The sequence below is a fragment of the Mesorhizobium sp. P3_B5 genome (assembly GCF_056402815.1).
On sequence record NZ_JBFUGR010000001.1, the window covers coordinates 498500 to 516124 of the forward strand.

Below are 17625 nucleotides of genomic sequence, written 5' to 3' on the forward strand. Positions count from 1 at the left end.
GCTTTGACGCAACCGGATTTCTTCTCGCTCGACCGGGTATCGAAGCGCTTCGGCGTCGTGCAGGCGCTTGACGACGTCTCGATTGCCTTCCGGCCAGGCGAGGTGCTCGCTCTGGTCGGCGAGAACGGCGCCGGCAAATCGACGATGATGCGCATTCTTGAGGGCGTGTTCGCTCCCGACAGCGGCACTGTGCTGCACGGATCAACGCCGATCGTCTTCGGCGAACCGCGCGACAGCCACAGGGCCGGAATACGCGTCATCCATCAGGAGCCGGAGATCGTGCCGAACCTGACGGTGGCCGAGAACATTTTCGTTGGTGAGTTGCCGCGACTGGCGAGCGTCCTGCTCGACTGGCGCAAGCTCGAGGAGCAGACCGACCGCGTGCTTGCGACCTTCGGCATGCAGCAGGACATGCGACCGCGGCAACTGTGCAGCACGCTTGGGCCGGCGCAACGCCAGATGATCGAGATCATGCGCGCCATCCGTGCCGGCGGCCGGCTGATCGCCTTCGACGAGCCGACCTCGTCGCTGACCGACGACGAAGCGCGCCGCCTGTTTTCCGTCATCCGCCGGCTGCGCGAGGACGGCACGTCGGTCATCTACATCTCGCACCGGCTGAACGAGATCATCGAACTGGCCGACCGCATCGTCGTTTTGCGCGACGGCAGGCTGGTCGACAATTCCCCGGCGGCGGGCGCCAGCGAACAGGGCATTGCCAAGCTCATGGTCGGCCGCGACATTGCCGATCTGTTCACCCGCGAGACCTGGCGGTCGGGCGAACAATTGCTGGATGTGACGGGCTTGACCACCGACCGTGTCAGCGATGTCAGCCTCAGGGTTCGTCGCGGCGAAGTGCTCGGCATTGCCGGCCTCATGGGGGCGGGCCGCTCCGAACTGGCAAAGGCGATTGTCGGCTATGACCGGCGCCTCGCCGGCACCATAGCTATGAACGGCGTGCCCGTTCTTCCCAACAGTCCGCATGCGGCAATTGTCGCCGGCATCGGTTTTGCCCCGGAAGACCGCAAGCACGAGGCGTTGCTTTTGTTTCGCAGCATTCTCGACAACGCGGCACTTTGCGTGCCCGACAAGACGTCGAGCTTCGGCTTCTTCAACCGGCGCAAGGCGCTGGAGATCGTCTCGCCGCTGGCGGCCAAGATGTCGATCAAGGCGCCAAATCTCGACGAGCAGGTTTCAAAGCTGTCGGGCGGCAACCAGCAAAAAGTCGTTCTGGCGCGCTGGCTGGCCCGGCAGCCGATGCTGCTCATCCTCGACGAGCCGACCCGCGGCATCGACATCGGCGCCAAGGCTGAAATCTATCGGCTGATCGACGAACTCGCGGCAAGCGGCATCGGCATCATCCTGATTTCCTCGGAAATGCCGGAACTGATCGGCCTCGCCGACAGGGTTCTGGTCATGGCGGGAGGCCGCATCACCGCCGAACTGTCCCGCCCCGACATCGACGAGGCGACGATCCTCAAACACGCCATGCCGCAATCCACATCTGCGCCCGGAGACCACATCCAATGAACAGCCTCGAGCTTCGCGCCTCGAAAGTGCAGACCGACGCCAGGGGCGCTTCCGCGCGCCTGGTGGAGCGCCTTGGCGTTCACAACATCAGCCTGCTGGTGGCGCTCGCCATTCTCGTCGTCATCTTCGGTTCGCTGCGTGGTGATGTGTTCTTCTCCAGCCGAAACCTGCTCAACATCGGCCTCGGCATTACCATCCTCGGCGTGCTGGCGATGAGCCAGACCGTGGTCATTGTCGCCGGCGGTCTCGATATCGCTGTCGGCGCCACTGTCGGCCTGACCACCGTGTCGACGGCAATGGCCATCCAGGCGACCGGGTCGCCCGCGGCCGGCATCGTTGCCGGCCTGGTGCTTGGCGGTCTTGCCGGTCTCGTCAACGGCATCATCATCACCTACGGCCGGGTCAACGCCGTCATCGCCACGCTCGGCACCATGGCGATTTTCCGCGGCATCGCCTTCATCATGTCCGACGGCCAGTCTATCGCCATCTTCAGCGACACGTTCCGGTTCATCGGCATCGGGCGGATCCTCGGCCTGCCGCTGCTGATCTGGATTCTTGTGCTGACCGCGATCGTGTTCCACCTCTTCCTGGCGCGCTCGATCGTCGGCCGCAACATCTATGCGCTCGGCGGCAATCCCGTTGTCGCCCGCTTCTCCGGCATCAACATCAACCGCTACCGCGTCGGCATCTACATCATGAGCGGCGTTGCCGCCGGACTGGCCGGGATCCTGCTCGCCGCTCGCACCGGTTCGGGCCAGCCCGTATCCGGATCGCAGGGCCTGGAGCTTGAGGCCATCACAGCCGCGGTGCTGGGTGGCTGTGCCCTGCAGGGCGGCAAGGGAACGATCGTCGGCGCGCTGCTCGGCGTCGCCATCATTGGCGTGCTCAACAACGGAATGATACTGACGTCGGTGCCAACCTTCTATCAATTGCTTGCAAAAGGCTCGCTGCTGATACTGGCTGTCGTAATTGCCGAGTATCACTTGAACAGGACATGACGATGGACGCGGCGACAGCTGCAATCGATCAAGGCAAGCGAGATCTTCCTGCCGGGGAGGGCGCGACGTCGTCGCTCAAGGATCGCATCGCCCGCGATCTCGGACAGCGCATCCTTGCCGGCACCTACGCGCAGCACGCGGTGCTGCCGACGGAGGCTGAACTGTGCGTCATCTACGGCGCCAGCCGCACGGCACTTCGCGATGCACTGCTGACCCTTTCGGCCAAGGGGCTGATTGAGGCGCGCAAGCGCGCCGGCACGCGGGTGCGCGTGTCGAGTGAATGGAACCGGCTGGATGCGCAGGTTCTAGAATGGATGCGCGATATCGAGCCCGATCTCGATTTCGTCCGCGGCCTGATCGAGGCGCGGCTGGTCATCGAGCCGGCTGCCGCCCAGCTTGCGGCGAAGATGGCGACCTCGGGCGATCTGGCGGTCATCGAAGCCGCCTATGAGGCCATGCGCATTGCGCCGGAGGATGACCTCGCCGCCTGCCTCGACGCAGACGTGCGGTTTCACACGGCCATCCTTCGCGCCAGCCGCAATCCGGTTTTCGCCAATCTCGGCAACATGCTTGCCGCAGCCCTCAGCTTCTCCTTCCGATTGACCACTTCGGCCACCGCCAACTATCAGCAGACGCTCAGCGCCCATGGCGACGTGCTTGAGGCCATCCGCATGCGCAGGGTCGACGAGGCCCACGACCAGATGAAGGCGCTGATCGGCATCGCCTCGAACGACCTGCTCGCGGTCGCCCGCAAGGGCCGCCATCAACAGCCGGCTCCCGCTGCCAGGGCCGATACCGTCTGAGTTTGATGATCGAGACCATCAAAATTCGAAGCGGCGACCTGTCCACCGAAATCGTCCCATCGCTTGGGGCAGGTCTGGCGCGGTTCGATTGCGGGCGCGTGCCGCTGTTCAGGCCATGGCCTGACGGCGGAAGTTCGAACCCATTCGATCTCGCCTGCAACCTGCTGCTGCCATGGTCAAATCGCATCTCGGGCGGCGGTTTCACCTTCGAGAACAAATTCCACGAATTGCTACCCAACCTCGCCGGCGAGCCGTATCCCATTCACGGCAATGGATTTTCGAGCGAATGGGATGTCGACAGTGTGACACAGGACAGGGCGCAACTGTCGCTCGTCAGCGACGGACCTGACCCGTACCGCTATCGCGCCGAGGTGAGCTACACGCTGACCGCACAGGCGCTCGACCTAAAACTTCAGATCGTCAACCGCGCGCCGGTCAGCCTGCCGTTCGGGCTTGGCATCCATCCCTGGTTGCCACGAACGGCACGGACAACGCTTCACGCCCCGGCGTCGCAGGTTTGTCTCGAACGGCCCGATCATCTCCCCGACAGGTTCGTCGATGTCAAAACCCGTCCCGATTGGGATTTCAGCACGCCGACCGCCTTGCCAGGCGGATGGATCAACAGCGCCTTTGCAGGTTGGGACCGCGTCGCTACCATATCCTGGCCGGAGCAAAAGTGCGGTGTCAGGGTCGAAGCGTCCCCGCCGTTGAATTTCTACCTCGTCTATTCGCCATCGCAGGCCAGCGACTTCTTCTGCTTCGAGCCGGTCAGCCATGTCGTGGATGCTCATAACCGCGGTTCGATCGACCCATGGAATGGGTTGGTAGTGCTTGGCCCGGAGGAGGGCCTGACAGCGCGCTGCAGCTTTGCTGTCACCTAGCAGGCCACTGCGCCGACCCGCGATTTTTGCCCTATATATTAGCGGCACCCGGGGCTAGCATAGGGTCACTGGGAGGTGGGGATGACAAACGTCGCGATCCGCCGGGCGGACTTCATGATGGTCCTCGCCTATGCGTCGGACCTTGCCACCGGCCATTCTCGCGACTTCGCGCTGAAATCCTGCGTGCTTGCGATGCGGATCGCCGATCTTGCCGGCGTTTCCGAGCAGGATCGGCGCAACGCCTACCACCAATCGATGCTCCGTTATGCCGGTTGCAATGCCGATACCGACCTCATGTCGGCCACCTTTGGCGACGAAATCGCGCTCCGTCAGGATCTCGTCGGCCTCGACATGGGCAACCGTGCGGAACTGGGCAGGGTCTTCGTCCAGGCCTTCAAGCGGTTCTACTACGATCTCGAGCCTGACGCCCAGGCGAAGGCGATCGAGGCCGGGCTGTCGCAGGCGATCGCGGTGGCCCGCCCGGTCCTGACCGCGCATTGCGAGGTCGCGCAGCGGATCGGCGAGCGGCTCGGCCTGTCCGAGGACATCCGGCGCAACCTTGGACAAATCTACGAACGCTGGGATGGCAAGGGTCTGCCGCGTGGGCTGAGCGGCGAGGATGTCCTGCCAGCTGTGCGCCTGATCACATTGGCGCAGGACGCCATAGCGCTCAGCGATGCCCTCGGTATCCAAGGGATGGCCGAAATCGTCGCCAGCCGCGCCGACGGCCCATACGAAGCGGATCTGGCGCGGCTCTTTTCGGCCAACGCGCCGGCGCTGATGGAAGGCATCGGCGCGACGGTCGACCGCGAGACGATCCTGGCGCTCGAGCCCGATCCGCCGGTGACGCTCGACGAGGCAGCCCGCGACGAGGCGTTCCTCGCCATTGCCGACATGATCGACATGCGCATGCCGTTTACCTACGGCCATTCTCGGATGGTGGCGGAACTGGCCGAGGGAGCGGGGGGACAGATGGGGTTGCCAGCCGCCGACGTCCGCGCGCTGCGCTGGTCGGGGTGCATCCATGACATCGGCGAACTCGTGGTGCCGGTGGCGACCTGGATGCGCAACGGTCCGCTGTCGGTGCGCGAGCGCGACGCAGCACAACTGCACGCCTATTACGGTGAGCGGGCGCTGGCCTCGTTCGGTCGCGAGGGTGAGGCGATGGCAGCACTCGTCCTGCGCCATCACGAACGCCTGGACGGTTCGGGCTATCATCGCAAGGTCCACGGCTCCGACCTGTCGCCCGCGGCGAGGATCCTGGCCGCTGCCGAAGCCTTCCAGACGTCGCGAGAGGAACGTCCTCACCGCCGGGCGCTGTCCAGCGAGGCGGCGGCAACGCAGTTGCGCGCCGCCATTCGTGAGGGCTGTATCTGCCCCGACGCCGCCGAGGCCGTGCTGTCTTTCGCCGGGCAGCCGTCGCGCCGGGCGCCGCCCCGGCCGATGGGCGGAATGACGCCACGCGAGATCGAGGTGCTGCGCCTGATCGCCGCCGGCCTCACAGCCAAGGAGACGGCTCGCAAGCTGGATATCTCGCCCAAGACCGCCGACCACCATATCCAGAGCGTCTACGCCAAGATCGGCGTGACCACCCGCGCCGCCGCCGCACTCTATGCGGTCGAGCACGGCCTTGTCCGGCCCGGCGAAACGCAGGCATAGGGAATCCACCCCATGTGCGCCCGCTTCGGGGCGCGCATCGTGATCCTGTCGACGGACCAATGGTGGCCGCGACCGACAGGAGGACAATCAGATGCTTCTCGCAACGACCAAGGTGGCGGACGTCGACCGCTTCATCCGTATCTTTTCGACCAAGGGCGCCGACAAGCGCCGGCTGCACGGTTCGAACGGCGCAACCGTGTTCCGCGACCCCAGCGAGGCCGACCGCATCTGGGCGATCTTCGACTGGGATGCCGAGGGCTGGAAGAACTTCGTCTCGGACCCCGAAGTGCCGGCGATCCTGCAGGAAGCCGGCCACATGGGCAAGCCGCAGGCGGCGCTGCTGCTCGGCCACTACGAGGCCTGATGTGCGCCGCGCGCCGCCTGCCACCGGCAGCGGCGCGCCTACCAAACCCCAAGATCGGAGAACTGAAATGGACCCGAAACCCATCAAGATCGGCCTTGTTGCCGAACTCACCGGTGCGTTGTCCTTCATGGGCATCGCCAACGCCAACCTCACGACCATGCTCGTAGACGACATCAATGCCAAAGGCGGTCTCCTGGGCCGGCCGGTGGAGGTCGTCATCGAGGACGGCGAGACCACCGACAGCGTCGCCAAGGCAAGGACTGCGAAACTGATCGACGTCGACAAGGTCGACCTGGTCGTTGGCGGCATCTACAGCTCGACCCGCCAGGCCATCAAGAGCGAGGCGGTCGCGCGCGGCAGGACGCTCTACATCTACACCGAACAGTATGAGGGCCAGGAAAACGATCCCCTGATCTTCTGCACCGGTCCGGTGCCTGCGCAGCAGGTCGAACCGCTGATCCCGTGGTTGATGCAGAGCACCGGGGCGAAGACATTCTACCTGCCGTCGGCCGACTACATCTGGCCCCATTTGCTGAACAAGGCGGCGAGCCGGGTGGTGCGCGCCAATGGCGGCGAGATCGTCGGTGAGGAGTATTTCCCGCTAGATACCGTCGATTTCCGGCGCACGGTGCAGCAGATCATGGCGAGCGGCGCCGACGTGGTGTTCAACACCCTGGTTCCGCCGGGCCTGATGCCTTTCCTCGACGAACTGGACAGAGCCGGTTTCAGCAAACGGGGCGGCAAGACCATCTGTACCTACTTCGACGAAAACTTCTTCAATCTCGTGCCGTCCGCGCAGATCGAAGGCCTCTACAGCTGCCTCGACTACTATCAGGAACTCGAGGATCCGTTCGGCCGCGCGCTCTTGCGTCGCTACCAGGACCGCTTCCCCGGCAGCGCCATGCTGACCGCGGGCAGCGGCTGCACCGGCCACTACCGGGCGATCAAGATGTGGGAAGCCGCGGTGAAGGAAGCCGGCACGCTCGAGCAGGGCGCGGTCATCCGGGCGCTCGATCACGCCAGGATCAGCGAGGGGCCGGGTGGCCCGGCCGAAATGGTCCCCGGCCAGCACCATGTGCGCATGAATATGTACATCGCGCAGGCGCGGGGCGGTCGTTTCAGGGTCGTCAAGAACCTGGGTCCGATCGATCCCAACGAACGGGTGATTGCCGACGAACTCCAACTCAGCAAAGCCGGCTGAGCCGGCGGCGGCAACTGCGGGGGCGAGGGGAAGTTGCCCTCGCCACCGCCGCAATACCGCTAAACGTCAAAAGCCCGGAAGAGGCTGGGTCTTTCCACTCAATCGAGCGCCAAGCGTCAAAGCCACCGGAAAATTCTTGATCACGGCACGCATGGCCGTCGCGCCACCAGGCCCAATCGCTATTCGGGCAATCAGGGCCGCGGCACGCAGACGAGCCGAGAATTGCCGACGCCATGCGCGTTGGTAGCGACGTCCGGCGGCGTCGCTACCATCGCGATCTTCGCCCGATGCGACCAGTTCTCTCGCAAGAAGCCAGCCGGATTGCAGCGCCATCGAAATGCCTTCCGCGATGACAGGGTGCGACTCGCCTGCGATGTTGCCGACGCGGAAGATGCCCTGATCATAGCCGGCTCGAATGCCGGGATGAATCGGTCCCGCGGCAAGCCATAGCCCATCCAGTTCGGCACCGGCCAGCACAGTCGCTACGCCTCTGCACGAAGCCAGGACGTGGCGCGATAGTGCATCGGCGGCCGCGATGTTTCCAAAGCGCTGGCGCAGCTCGGATAGAACATCCCTGCGGATACAGCAGGAAATCGAAACCCGGCCACGGTCCGCCGTTACCATCCCGCCATAGCCGCCTGGGAATACCAGCAGCGGCATCAGGTCGGGCGGCAGCGCGGCGCCTCTAAAATGCGCCTTGAACCCGAAAAGATCGGAGGGTCGGCTTGTTCGTTCAAGCTGGCTTGGGAGTTTCCCGGGTTCCCAGGATCCGTGCGCGGCAATGATGACAGGTGCGCTCAACACCTTTTGGTGCTGGCCCGCCTCCACGGTCACAAATTGCAAATCATCGCGCCGATCAATGGCGACGGCCTTGCAAGGCTGGAGAATTTCGACACCCGCACGTTCGGCGGCCTGCAACAGGATGTAATCCAAACGGTCGCGGCCGAGCGCGCGGCCGAGACCAGTCCTGGCGATCGGCATAGGCGCTTGCGCCGAAACATCGCCCGAAAAAAAACCGACGCGACGGATTTCGGGGCCGGCTTCCGCGCGCCAGACGTCGCCGACGCCCAATCGGTCGAGCAAGGCCAGGCTGGTCCCCGACATGAATTCGCCGCAGACCTTTCGGCGCGGGAACACCACTTTCTCCACCATTGCCACCGACCAGCCATGTTGGGCCAGCGCAATGGCGGTAGAACTGCCGGCAGGGCCGGCACCGATGACAATTGCGTCGTGCATCAGCTGGTGCCGGGCATACGGGCGCCGACAAAAGCTTGAGTGAACAGGCCTTTGCGGCCCTCCATCACCGGCGTTCCCCCTGACTGATGCCACAATTGGGAAAGTTCCGTGCCGCGAAAACCGGCGCGGACACTTTGCGCCGCGTCGTTCAGTGTCACTGCGCAGGCGCCGATCAATGGCAGCAACCGCGTTGCGACAAGCGGCACCTTGGCCCTCAGCGGCTCCGTCGCGACGAGCATCGGGGCCAGCGCCATGATCCGGGAAAACAGATCCTGCAGGCGCGTGTCGTCGAAGTGATGGAGGATAAGGTTGGCGCAGACAAGGTCGAAGGGCCTGTCCCCAGTCCACTCGAATATATCGGCGGTTACGGGTTGCGCCCGCCAACCAAATTTGGCGAAGGCGTTGCACACATCCTTGCCGATCAGGCCGATCCTGTCGACCATGACGAGCTCGACGTTTGGCCACCGCCGCGCCATCAGCCGCGCCACCGCCAGCATGAACTTCCCGTCCCCGGCGCCGATTTCGAGGATGCGCAGCGGCGGCGTTTGCACGTTCGCCCGCAAGAGCGATGCCATGAACCTGGCCTGGAACATCAATGCATTGATGCGAACGAGATCGCGACGGGATGCGATCGCACGAGGATCATCGGCCGGAAGGCCGTCGAGGAGCTCTGGCTCCAGATGCCGGATATTTATGTCGGTCATGCGATGGATCGGAATCTAGGGCTTCAGCCGGCAATCCGTCAAATAGAATTCGGTCGTACCTTCATGGCCGCACGCTGTTCATGGCAGAACGCGCATGTGACTTTAATCCGGATGGCGAAGCCGAACGTCGGTCCCTTTCATACAGGATCGGAGGCTGGTATCACAGCTTGCCAATGAGAAATATCGGCTCCGCGCAATAAAATACTTCTTGCCGGCGTTTGCCTTAGGAACGCTTCCAGATTCCTAGACCTCTTGTGAGACCCGATTGGGCTCATTGTCGGAGCAATTTTGTCACCTCAAGCGTATCTGAACCGCATTGCCACGTCAGTTCCAGAACACGACGTGCATCAGTTCTACCTCCGCTATGGAGCTTTGCTGCTTGAAGACGATGCCCAGCGCCTTCCACTCTTCGAGCGAATGGTCGCTCTCGCCGGGATCGAGCATCGCTATTCCTGCTTTGCGCCTGCCGACGATCCGCGCGGTGGGGCAATCGATCGCGACGGCACCTCGGTCAGGGGCTCGTTCGCCAGCACGGCAATCCGTATGAAGATGTACGAAGCCGCCGCCCCGGAGCTCGCGCAACAGGCCGTGGACAAGCTTCTGGCCGACGACGACCGCTCGCTGATCACGCATTTGATCGTGACGAGCTGCACCGGCTTTTCGGCGCCTGGCATCGACCTCGAGCTGGTGCAGCGATGCGGCCTGCCAACGTCGGTGGAGCGGACCATAGTCGGCTTCATGGGATGCTATGCCGCCATCAACGCCTTGAAGCTGTCACGCCATATCGTGCGCTCCGACCCGAAAGCCCGCGTGCTGATCGTCAACATCGAATTGTGCACGCTGCATTTCAGGGAAGCCACCGAACTTGAGAAGCTGATCTCGTTCTGCCTGTGGGGCGACGGTTGCGCGGCCGCGCTGGTAACGGCCGGACCGCACGGCATCCTGCTCGAAAGCTTCCACGCCATAGTTGCAGTGGAGCGCAAGGAGCTGATGAGCTGGCACATCCGCGACGACGGCTTTGACATGGTGCTGTCCGGCCAGGTTCCCGGCGCAGTGCGTGAGACACTGCGCAACGACCATCCGGCCATCCTCGGCGGCAGGCCTGCGAGCGAGATCGATTTGTGGGCGGTGCATCCCGGCGGCCGTTCCGTGCTCGACGCGGTCGAGCGGGCACTCAAACTGGAGCCGACCGCACTCGACGTATCGCGCGAAGTGCTCCGGCGATACGGCAACATGTCATCGGCAACCGTGATGTTCGTGATGGCCGAAATGCTGAAGGAGCCGCCGGGCCTGCTCGGCTGCGGCATGGCGTTTGGGCCGGGCTTGACCACAGAGACCATGATGTTCCGGACTGCCTGATGCCATCGAACACCATCCGGCACCGCATCCGAGCTTTCGCAGGCCGCTGGTTGGTGCCGTACTTGCCGTATCCGCACTTTATGAGCGTGGCACCTCTTGACGCCGTAGTGCGCATCCTATGGCGCGCGGAAGGCGAGATCCCTCCCGCTTACTGGCCGCGCCTGGTGCTCCTGCTCCTGCTTTCGGGGATCAACACGGCCGCCTCCCTGCCGGAGCGCGTGATCCTTTGGGCATGGCTGCGGCTGCGACCTCCCCGGATGGAGCGGGACAAAGCCCCTGTGTTCGTCCTCGGCTACTTCCGATCCGGGACGACGTTCTTGCAGAACCTGCTGGCAGCCGATCCGAACCTGAGATCGCCAAGCTGGCCGCAGGTCCTGGCCCCTCAGACATTCGTCCTTGGCTGGGCACTGCTGCGCTACCTTTTCGTCCCCTTGCTGCCGTTGACGCGCCTCGACGCAGTCGTGCCCATGGGCGCCAAGCTGCCGGCCGAGGACGACTTCGCGCTGAACAATCTGGGCGGAATGTCCATCCTTGCTGGACGCGCCGTGCTTCCCCACCGGCAAGCCTTCTTCAATCGTTTCCACGATCTCGACGGGCTCTCGGCGGACGAGTTGAGCCGCTGGCGCTCAAATCAGTTGGCCTTCGTCCAGAAGCTCACTCTGGTTGCCGGCGGGCGGCGGCTTCTGCTCAAGTCGCCGAGCCATACGGCGCGCGTCCGCTACCTCCAGGAGCTGTTCCCGGGCGCCAAGTTTGTCCACATCTCCCGTTCGCCGGAAGTGGTGTTCCGGTCCAACCTCCTTCTGGCGCACGAATTGCAGCGTGCATTTGCCCTGCAGCCGCCACTGCCCGAGGACGAGCAGGAGGAGATCATCGCTCGCGAATACCTTGCGACGGAGATGCACTATCTGGCGGACAGGGCCCAGATTCCAGCCGCCGACCTCGCGGAAGTGCGTCTGCAGGATCTCACTGCCGACCCTGTGGGCGAGATGAAGCGTATCTACGGCGAACTCGGCCTGCCATTTTCTCGCGGCTGCGAGGAGCGGATGCTGCAGGTCGCCGCGACGTTCGGCAGGCAGGTGCGTAGCCACCATCCCGACCTGACGGAACGGCAGAAAGCGCGCGTAGCTCGCCTCGCTCCCCTGGCAGCCGCTTTCGGGCATGCGCCGGCCCAGGCCCCCGGGACGCTCAATGTTGACAGCCAACCGCGCATTGGATGACATGGGATGATGACGACAGCCCAATGGTCGCACGCAAGCTGGGCAGCCTTGGCCCGGCTGTTGCTCGTCCCCCTGTTGATCGCGACCTGCGCCGCACCGCTGTCGGCATCCGCCGATGAGCAGAGCGAAGCAGTCAGGTTGGTTGAGACTGTGCGCCAGGCGGCGATTGTGCTTGGGCATGGTGGATCCGCCGAAGGGCAGCTCCGCTCGATCTCCGCGGCGTTCGACGGTAGGGGAATCGCCCAGGCCGTGCTGGGAACGTATTGGCGCCGCGCGAGTGCGGACGACCGCGCCTCGGTGGTCGATGCGCTTCTTTATGCCATTGCACACAGGCTGGCCGACAAGCTGGAGCGGACGCAGGACAAGACTTTCACCGTGCTCGGCACAAAGGCTCTGGCCAACGGCGACATCCTGGTGCGCAGCGAATTCCGCCGGCCGCTCCACGGCCCAACCTCCGTGGACTGGCGTGTGCGCCACTGCCGCGGACATCTGTGCATCGGCGATGTCTTTGTCGACGGCGGCTCGGTGACCGTGCAGCAGCGGGACCGCGTTGCCCAGCTGCTCGCCGGCAATGGCGGCTCGATCCCAGCACTTGTCGCCGATCTCAGGAAAGGCCGGGTATGACTTCTCGCTCGTGCTCATGTCCGCCCTCGTCGAATTGAGCAATGTCGGCCGCGACTTTGACGGCGGCCGCATTGTCGCCGTCGATGATGTGTCGCTCACAATCGGGAGTGACGAGACCGTCGCCATTGTCGGCCGCAGCGGGAGCGGCAAGTCTACGATCCTGAACCTGGTCTGTGGGCTCGACCGGCCGACGCGCGGCGAAGTTCGGTTCGAAGGACGGGCCGTCAACGGCAGGGCTGCATGGGCAGCCGTCCGGGCCAGCAGGATCGGCATCGTTTTCCAGAACTTCTTCCTGCTCCAGTCCTTGTCGGCGCGCGAGAACATCGAGGTGGCGCTGTTGGGAAACCTCGGCGGAGCGCGGCAGCGTCGTGTTCGTGCGCTCGAACTTCTGGCACATTTCGGTCTTGCCGAGCGCGCCACGCTCCGACCGGCTGAGCTTTCGGGCGGCGAACGCCAGCGTCTTGCCATTGCCCGCGCGCTCGCCAACCGTCCGAAGCTCCTCGTTGCGGACGAGCCGACAGGAAGCCTAGACGTGCAGACGAGTCAATCGGTGATGAGCATCATTGGCAACGTGCATCGCGAGTTCGGTACCGCGGTGATCGTGGTGACGCATGACGAGGACGTGGCCGCACTGTGCGGGCGGCGCGTCGAGATCTCCGACGGCCGCATCCGTTCGGACAGCCGAACGGCGCCGGTGCCGCGATCCGCCAACCCATGACAGAGTTGACCCTTCCCTTGCGCGGCCTCATTGCACGTCCGCTTCGCACCCTGCTTACGGTTCTCGGCATTGCTCTGGCGGTCGCGGGGTTTGTGGCACTTACCGGCCTGACCGCTGGCGTCCAGCACTCGTTTGCGTCGGGAATCGATGAGAACGGTGCCGACCTGGTGGTAAGCCAGCGCAGCGCGTTCAACCTGGTGAGCAGCACCGTGCCCAGGTCGTTGGGCACCGGGCTTTCCGCGGTGCCAAACGTCGAGGCTGTATCGGGCGTTCTCCTGAACATCACCACCGCTGACGACGCCGCAAATATCGTCATGGCCGGCTGGCCGAGCGACAGCTTCCTGTGGAAGGACATGCACCTCGTGGCGGGGCGAATCCCTGCACCGGGCGACCAGTGGCCGGTGATCCTTGGCGAGTCGATCGCCAGCGCCTTGGACAAGCGGGTCGGTGATACGGTCGAGCTGCAGTTCCAGCCCTATACGGTTGTCGGCATCGCGTCCTTCTCGTCCATGCTGAACCAGAACAGCGCGATCGTTCCGCTCGAAGGGCTGCAGCAACTCCTGTCGCGCGAGGACGTGTTTACCTTGTACGAGGTGAGGTTGAAGCGCCCGCTCGACAAGAACGACATTACTGTTGCGCGAACCCAGCTCAACGCAGCCGCACCGGGGTTCGAGGTCGGCGACACCGAGCAGTTTGCCAACAGCATCCGCATCTTCGATCTGCTTCGGGCGATTGCCCAGACGATTTCACTGGTTGTCATGGCGATGGCCTCTGTCGCCGTTGCCAATACACTTCTGATGGCCGTGAACGAACGGACGTTCGAGATCGGAGTTCTCGCGGCGCTTGGCTGGTCACCGCGGCGGATTCTTCGGCTCATTCTCATCGAAGGCCTGTTCATGAGCGCAGCCGGCGGGATCATAGGGATCATTCTCGGCGCCCTTACAATGGAAATGGCGGCGAAGACAAAGTTCGCGGCGGGCCTGATCGTGCCTTACCTGTCAGGCTGGTCGATCGCGCAGGCGCTGATCTTCGTCTTCATCGCTGGCCCGCTCGGCGCGCTTTATCCGGCTTGGCGCGCCACGCGCCTTCTCCCCGCCGAGGCACTCCGCAGAATCTGACGCCGGGCGGTCGACATGAGTTGCGTGGCGGACCTTCGCACGACACCTCTTGCCCCACCCAACCAGCCGGCCGTGCCTCACGACAGAAGCGCCGGATAGAGCCATAGCTGCCACGCTCAGTCGCCAGGGGAGGACCAGACCAAAGTGACGTCGACGCCGATTGCCAGACCCGAAGCAGGCGCGTTGCCCATTGGTGCGCTGCTGGGCGCCATGGTGTCGATCCAGATCGGCGCCACCTTCGCCAAGGGCCTGTTTCCGCTGGTTGGCGCCAATGGCACCACGGCGCTCAGGCTGGTCGTCGGCGCCTTGATGCTGGCGGCCGTGCTGCGGCCCTGGCGTGTCAGGCCGTCGCGCGCCGTGCTGCCCTGGCTGATCGCCTACGGGGCGAACCTCGCGGTGCTGAACCTTCTGTTCTATGCCGCGCTGCGCACCATCCCGCTCGGCATCGCCGTAGCGCTCGAATTTACCGGCCCGCTGCTGGTGGCGACGCTGTCGTCGCGGCGCGGCAGCGACTTTGCCTGGGTGGCGCTGGCTGTCGCCGGCATCGTGCTTTTGTCGCCCTTAATCCATTCGCGCCAGGCGCTCGACCCGACCGGCGTCATGCTGGCGCTCGCCGCCGGCGGCAGCTGGGCGCTCTACATCGTCTTCGCGCAAAAGGCGGGCGCCGAACTCGGCGGCCAGACCACGGCCTACGGCATCGCCATCGCCGCCGCACTCGCGCTGCCATTCGGCGTGGTCGAGGCGGGGCCGGCGCTGGTCGCGCCGTCGATCCTGGTCGGCGCGCTCGTCGTCGGGCTGTTCTCCAGCGCGCTGCCGTTCTGGCTGGAGATGGTGGCGCTGACCCGCATGCCGGCCAGGCTCTATGGCACGCTGACCTGCCTGGAGCCGGCGCTGGGCGCGCTGGCCGGGTTCGTGTTCCTGCACGAGGTGCTGACCGGGCTGCAATGCGCAGGCATTGCCGCCGTGGTTGTCGCTGCCTTCGGCGCGGCGATAACGACGAGGCCACCGGTGCCGTCACCCGAATAGGCGCTTGCCGGCGCCCTCGGCGCGAGGGACTGCATGTCTTGACCGGACTTCTCCCGGCGTCGTGATTTCGACGGCGCGGCCTTTGCCACGGCCTGTTTAAGCAAGCCTGGCCATGCAGGGCGGCAGCACGGGCGCCGCGTGACTGCAATGAACTGCCACGCCCTTTACATGCAAGAATTCTAAATAAGCGGATGCTTCTTTACTTTGATGATCAAATACAGTTGGCCAAATACATAGCGAAATAGTTCGACTATTTTTAAGCTTATCTTGATATTGCGATTGGCAAACAGAGCAACTTTTCCAATCTTGTAAAAGGAATCCAAGGTTCGCTAAGGGTTTTTGCGGCCCCGTGTTGCATTTTCGTCATACCGGACTCAAATGCGCGCATGCTACCAAGCGGCATTGTCGGGGGACATCATGAGATATTCTGGATTTGTTGGAGTAGCATTGGCCGCTGCGCTGCTGGCGTCTGCGTCATATCCTGCAGTGGCCGGCGACTGGTCGGGCGTCTATGTCGGCGGCGGCGTGTCCTTCCGCAAGCACAAGGTGGACTTTCCGAACGGCATCGACAGGCTTACGATGACCGACACCACCGCCCCGGGCATCATCGACTTCCAGCAGGTCCCCAATCTCGAACACCAGGGCAACACGATCGGCGGCCATTTGCTGGCCGGTTATCTGTTCCAGAAGGACCGTTACGTGTTCGGCGGCGAGGCCGATTATGAGTTCGGGTCATCCTTCTCCGACGGTCGCACGCCCGGCATCCCGGCTTGCGGCAACGTGCCGGTGCCGACGACGGGCCATTTCGGCTGCGTGGGCCTCAGCACCTTCTTCGATGACGTCGAGACTTTGGGCCATGTGCGCGGCGTGGTCGGCGTCGAATTGACGCCGACGCTTCTTGCCTTCGCGACCGGCGGCCTTGCCATTGGCAAGAGCCCCGAGGTGATCGGCGCCAGCGCCGGCGGCTTCATCGTCAGTTCGCCGAGTGCGCCACTGGTGGGTGCCGCCACCGTACAGCGGTCCGGCATGGCTGAGACCATCTACGGCTTCACGGTCGGCGGCGGCCTGCAGGTCAAAGTCGGCCACGGGTTCATGCTGCGCGGCGAATATCTCTACGATCGGTATCCGGGCCACGACATCGCCGTCGGCGGCGCCGGCTTCGGCGGCACGATCGGCGAGCTGACGACCAACTCCTTCACCAGCCCGGGCAACCGCGTCGACTATTCGAGCCACACGGTCCGGCTTTCCGCGATCTACCAATTCTCCGAGGACCAGCCGGCCGAAGCGCCTGCCTATCTGCAGAGCGACTGGTCGGGCGTCTATTTCGGCGGCGGCCTGTCGATGAGCCGCCACAAGGTCGGTTTTCCCAACGCCGTCAATCAACTGCATATGCAAAACAACGTGACCCTTGGCTTCCTCGATGTGAAGCCTTCCAACGAATACGAGGGCGATTCGACGGGCGGCCACCTCGTTGCCGGCTATGCGCATCAATGGGGGCATGTCGTCCTCGGCGTCGAGGGCGACCTTGAGCTCAACAACGCCTTCAGCCGCGAGCGGACCATCGGCGGCCCGGACTGCCTGACACCGCCGATCAATTTCGTCCAGCTCGGTGTCGGCCACTTCGAATGCATTGGCAGCAGGCTGTTCTTCTCCGACGTCAAGTCGCTCGGCCATGTCCGCATGACGGCGGGTTACGAGATCACCCCGGCGCTGCTTGGCTTCGTCTCCGGCGGCCTCGCCGTCGGCAAGAGCTCGGACGTCTACGGCGCCAGCATCTTCGGTGTTGTCGCCTCATCGCCGAGTGCGCCGCTGGCCGGCGCCGCAACCGTCACCAGGGCGGGCCTGTCGAAGACCGTCTATGGACTTTCGATCGGCGGCGGTGCCGAGCTCAAAGTCAGCGAGCATCTGCGGCTGCGCACCGAATACCTCTACGACAAGTACAAGTCGGTCGACATCGCTGTCGGCGGCGCCGGCTTCGGCGGCACCATCGGCAACATCACGACCAACTCCTTCGTCAGCCCCGGCAACAAGGTCGAACTCTCCAACCAGACCGTTCGCCTCACGGCCATCTACCAGTTCTGACGACACTTCGGAGCGGTAGGGGGGTCGCACGTCCGGCACGCAAGGCCTATGCCTTGCGACAGAAGCGCCGGCTGCCGTCGACGAACCGGCGGCCGATGGCGCGTGAAT

Annotated in this window: 16 protein-coding genes; 14 read left to right on the forward strand and 2 right to left on the reverse strand. The window is 64.2% G+C overall.

Annotation, left to right across the window (positions count from 1 at the left end; genetic code table 11):
• The first annotated feature begins 3 nt into the window (after positions 1–3).
• From AC1DVW_RS02425 to AC1DVW_RS02455, 7 genes are all read left to right on the forward strand, one after another.
• On the forward strand, positions 4–1527 hold the full coding sequence (locus tag AC1DVW_RS02425) for a sugar ABC transporter ATP-binding protein (RefSeq protein WP_477320928.1): 1524 nt from the start codon (positions 4–6) through the stop codon (positions 1525–1527).
• On the forward strand, positions 1524–2525 hold the full coding sequence (locus AC1DVW_RS02430) for an ABC transporter permease (protein WP_477320929.1): 1002 nt from the start codon (positions 1524–1526) through the stop codon (positions 2523–2525). Before AC1DVW_RS02425 ends, AC1DVW_RS02430 begins: the two co-directional genes overlap by 4 nt.
• Before the next feature lie 2 nt (positions 2526–2527).
• A complete protein-coding gene (locus AC1DVW_RS02435) occupies positions 2528–3328 on the forward strand; it encodes a FadR/GntR family transcriptional regulator (RefSeq protein ID WP_477320930.1) in 801 nt (266 codons plus the stop codon).
• 5 nt (positions 3329–3333) lie between these two features.
• Positions 3334–4209, forward strand: coding sequence for an aldose 1-epimerase (locus tag AC1DVW_RS02440; protein ID WP_477320931.1), 876 nt, complete (start codon positions 3334–3336; stop codon positions 4207–4209).
• Positions 4210–4290: 81 nt separating this feature from the next.
• Entirely contained in the window at positions 4291–5868 is a 1578-nt protein-coding gene (locus tag AC1DVW_RS02445; protein ID WP_477320932.1) for an HD domain-containing phosphohydrolase, read from the forward strand.
• 91 nt (positions 5869–5959) lie between these two features.
• Positions 5960–6232, forward strand: a complete 273-nt coding sequence (locus tag AC1DVW_RS02450) for a hypothetical protein (protein WP_477320933.1) — start codon at positions 5960–5962, stop codon at positions 6230–6232.
• A gap of 67 nt (positions 6233–6299) precedes the next feature.
• Positions 6300–7433 carry a substrate-binding protein gene (locus AC1DVW_RS02455; RefSeq protein WP_477320934.1) on the forward strand — a complete coding sequence of 378 codons (1134 nt, stop codon included), beginning with the start codon at positions 6300–6302 and terminating at the stop codon, positions 7431–7433.
• Positions 7434–7499: 66 nt separating this feature from the next.
• On the opposite strand, the gene AC1DVW_RS02460 is transcribed toward AC1DVW_RS02455, so the two are convergent.
• Together AC1DVW_RS02460 and AC1DVW_RS02465 are read right to left on the reverse strand one after the other, a co-directional pair.
• Positions 7500–8669 carry an NAD(P)/FAD-dependent oxidoreductase gene (locus AC1DVW_RS02460; RefSeq protein ID WP_477320935.1) on the reverse strand — a complete coding sequence of 390 codons (1170 nt, stop codon included), beginning with the start codon at positions 8667–8669 and terminating at the stop codon, positions 7500–7502.
• Complete coding sequence (locus AC1DVW_RS02465; RefSeq protein ID WP_477320936.1) at positions 8669–9373, reverse strand: class I SAM-dependent methyltransferase; 705 nt, start codon at positions 9371–9373, stop codon at positions 8669–8671. Before AC1DVW_RS02465 ends, AC1DVW_RS02460 begins: the two co-directional genes overlap by 1 nt.
• 417 nt (positions 9374–9790) lie before the next feature.
• Between AC1DVW_RS02465 and AC1DVW_RS02470 the strand changes: the two genes are divergently transcribed.
• From AC1DVW_RS02470 to AC1DVW_RS02500, 7 genes are all read left to right on the forward strand, one after another.
• The gene (locus AC1DVW_RS02470) at positions 9791–10732 is read left to right on the forward strand and encodes a type III polyketide synthase (RefSeq protein WP_477320937.1); all 942 of its coding nucleotides are present in this window, start codon (positions 9791–9793) and stop codon (positions 10730–10732) included.
• Entirely contained in the window at positions 10732–11949 is a 1218-nt protein-coding gene (locus AC1DVW_RS02475; RefSeq protein ID WP_477320938.1) for a sulfotransferase family protein, read from the forward strand. Before AC1DVW_RS02470 ends, AC1DVW_RS02475 begins: the two co-directional genes overlap by 1 nt.
• 6 nt (positions 11950–11955) lie before the next feature.
• The gene (locus tag AC1DVW_RS02480) at positions 11956–12573 is read left to right on the forward strand and encodes a Tgt2/MlaC family protein (protein ID WP_477320939.1); all 618 of its coding nucleotides are present in this window, start codon (positions 11956–11958) and stop codon (positions 12571–12573) included.
• On the forward strand, positions 12542–13291 hold the full coding sequence (locus AC1DVW_RS02485) for an ABC transporter ATP-binding protein (RefSeq protein ID WP_477242029.1): 750 nt from the start codon (positions 12542–12544) through the stop codon (positions 13289–13291). The genes AC1DVW_RS02480 and AC1DVW_RS02485 overlap by 32 nt, the downstream gene beginning before the upstream one ends.
• Complete coding sequence (locus AC1DVW_RS02490; protein ID WP_477320940.1) at positions 13288–14409, forward strand: ABC transporter permease; 1122 nt, start codon at positions 13288–13290, stop codon at positions 14407–14409. The genes AC1DVW_RS02485 and AC1DVW_RS02490 overlap by 4 nt, the downstream gene beginning before the upstream one ends.
• A 144-nt stretch (positions 14410–14553) precedes the next feature.
• Entirely contained in the window at positions 14554–15435 is an 882-nt protein-coding gene (locus tag AC1DVW_RS02495) for an EamA family transporter (RefSeq protein WP_477320941.1), read from the forward strand.
• A gap of 447 nt (positions 15436–15882) precedes the next feature.
• Positions 15883–17517: an outer membrane protein gene (locus tag AC1DVW_RS02500; protein WP_477320942.1), complete on the forward strand. Its 1635-nt coding sequence runs from the start codon at positions 15883–15885 to the stop codon at positions 17515–17517.
• Positions 17518–17625: the final 108 nt, after the last annotated feature.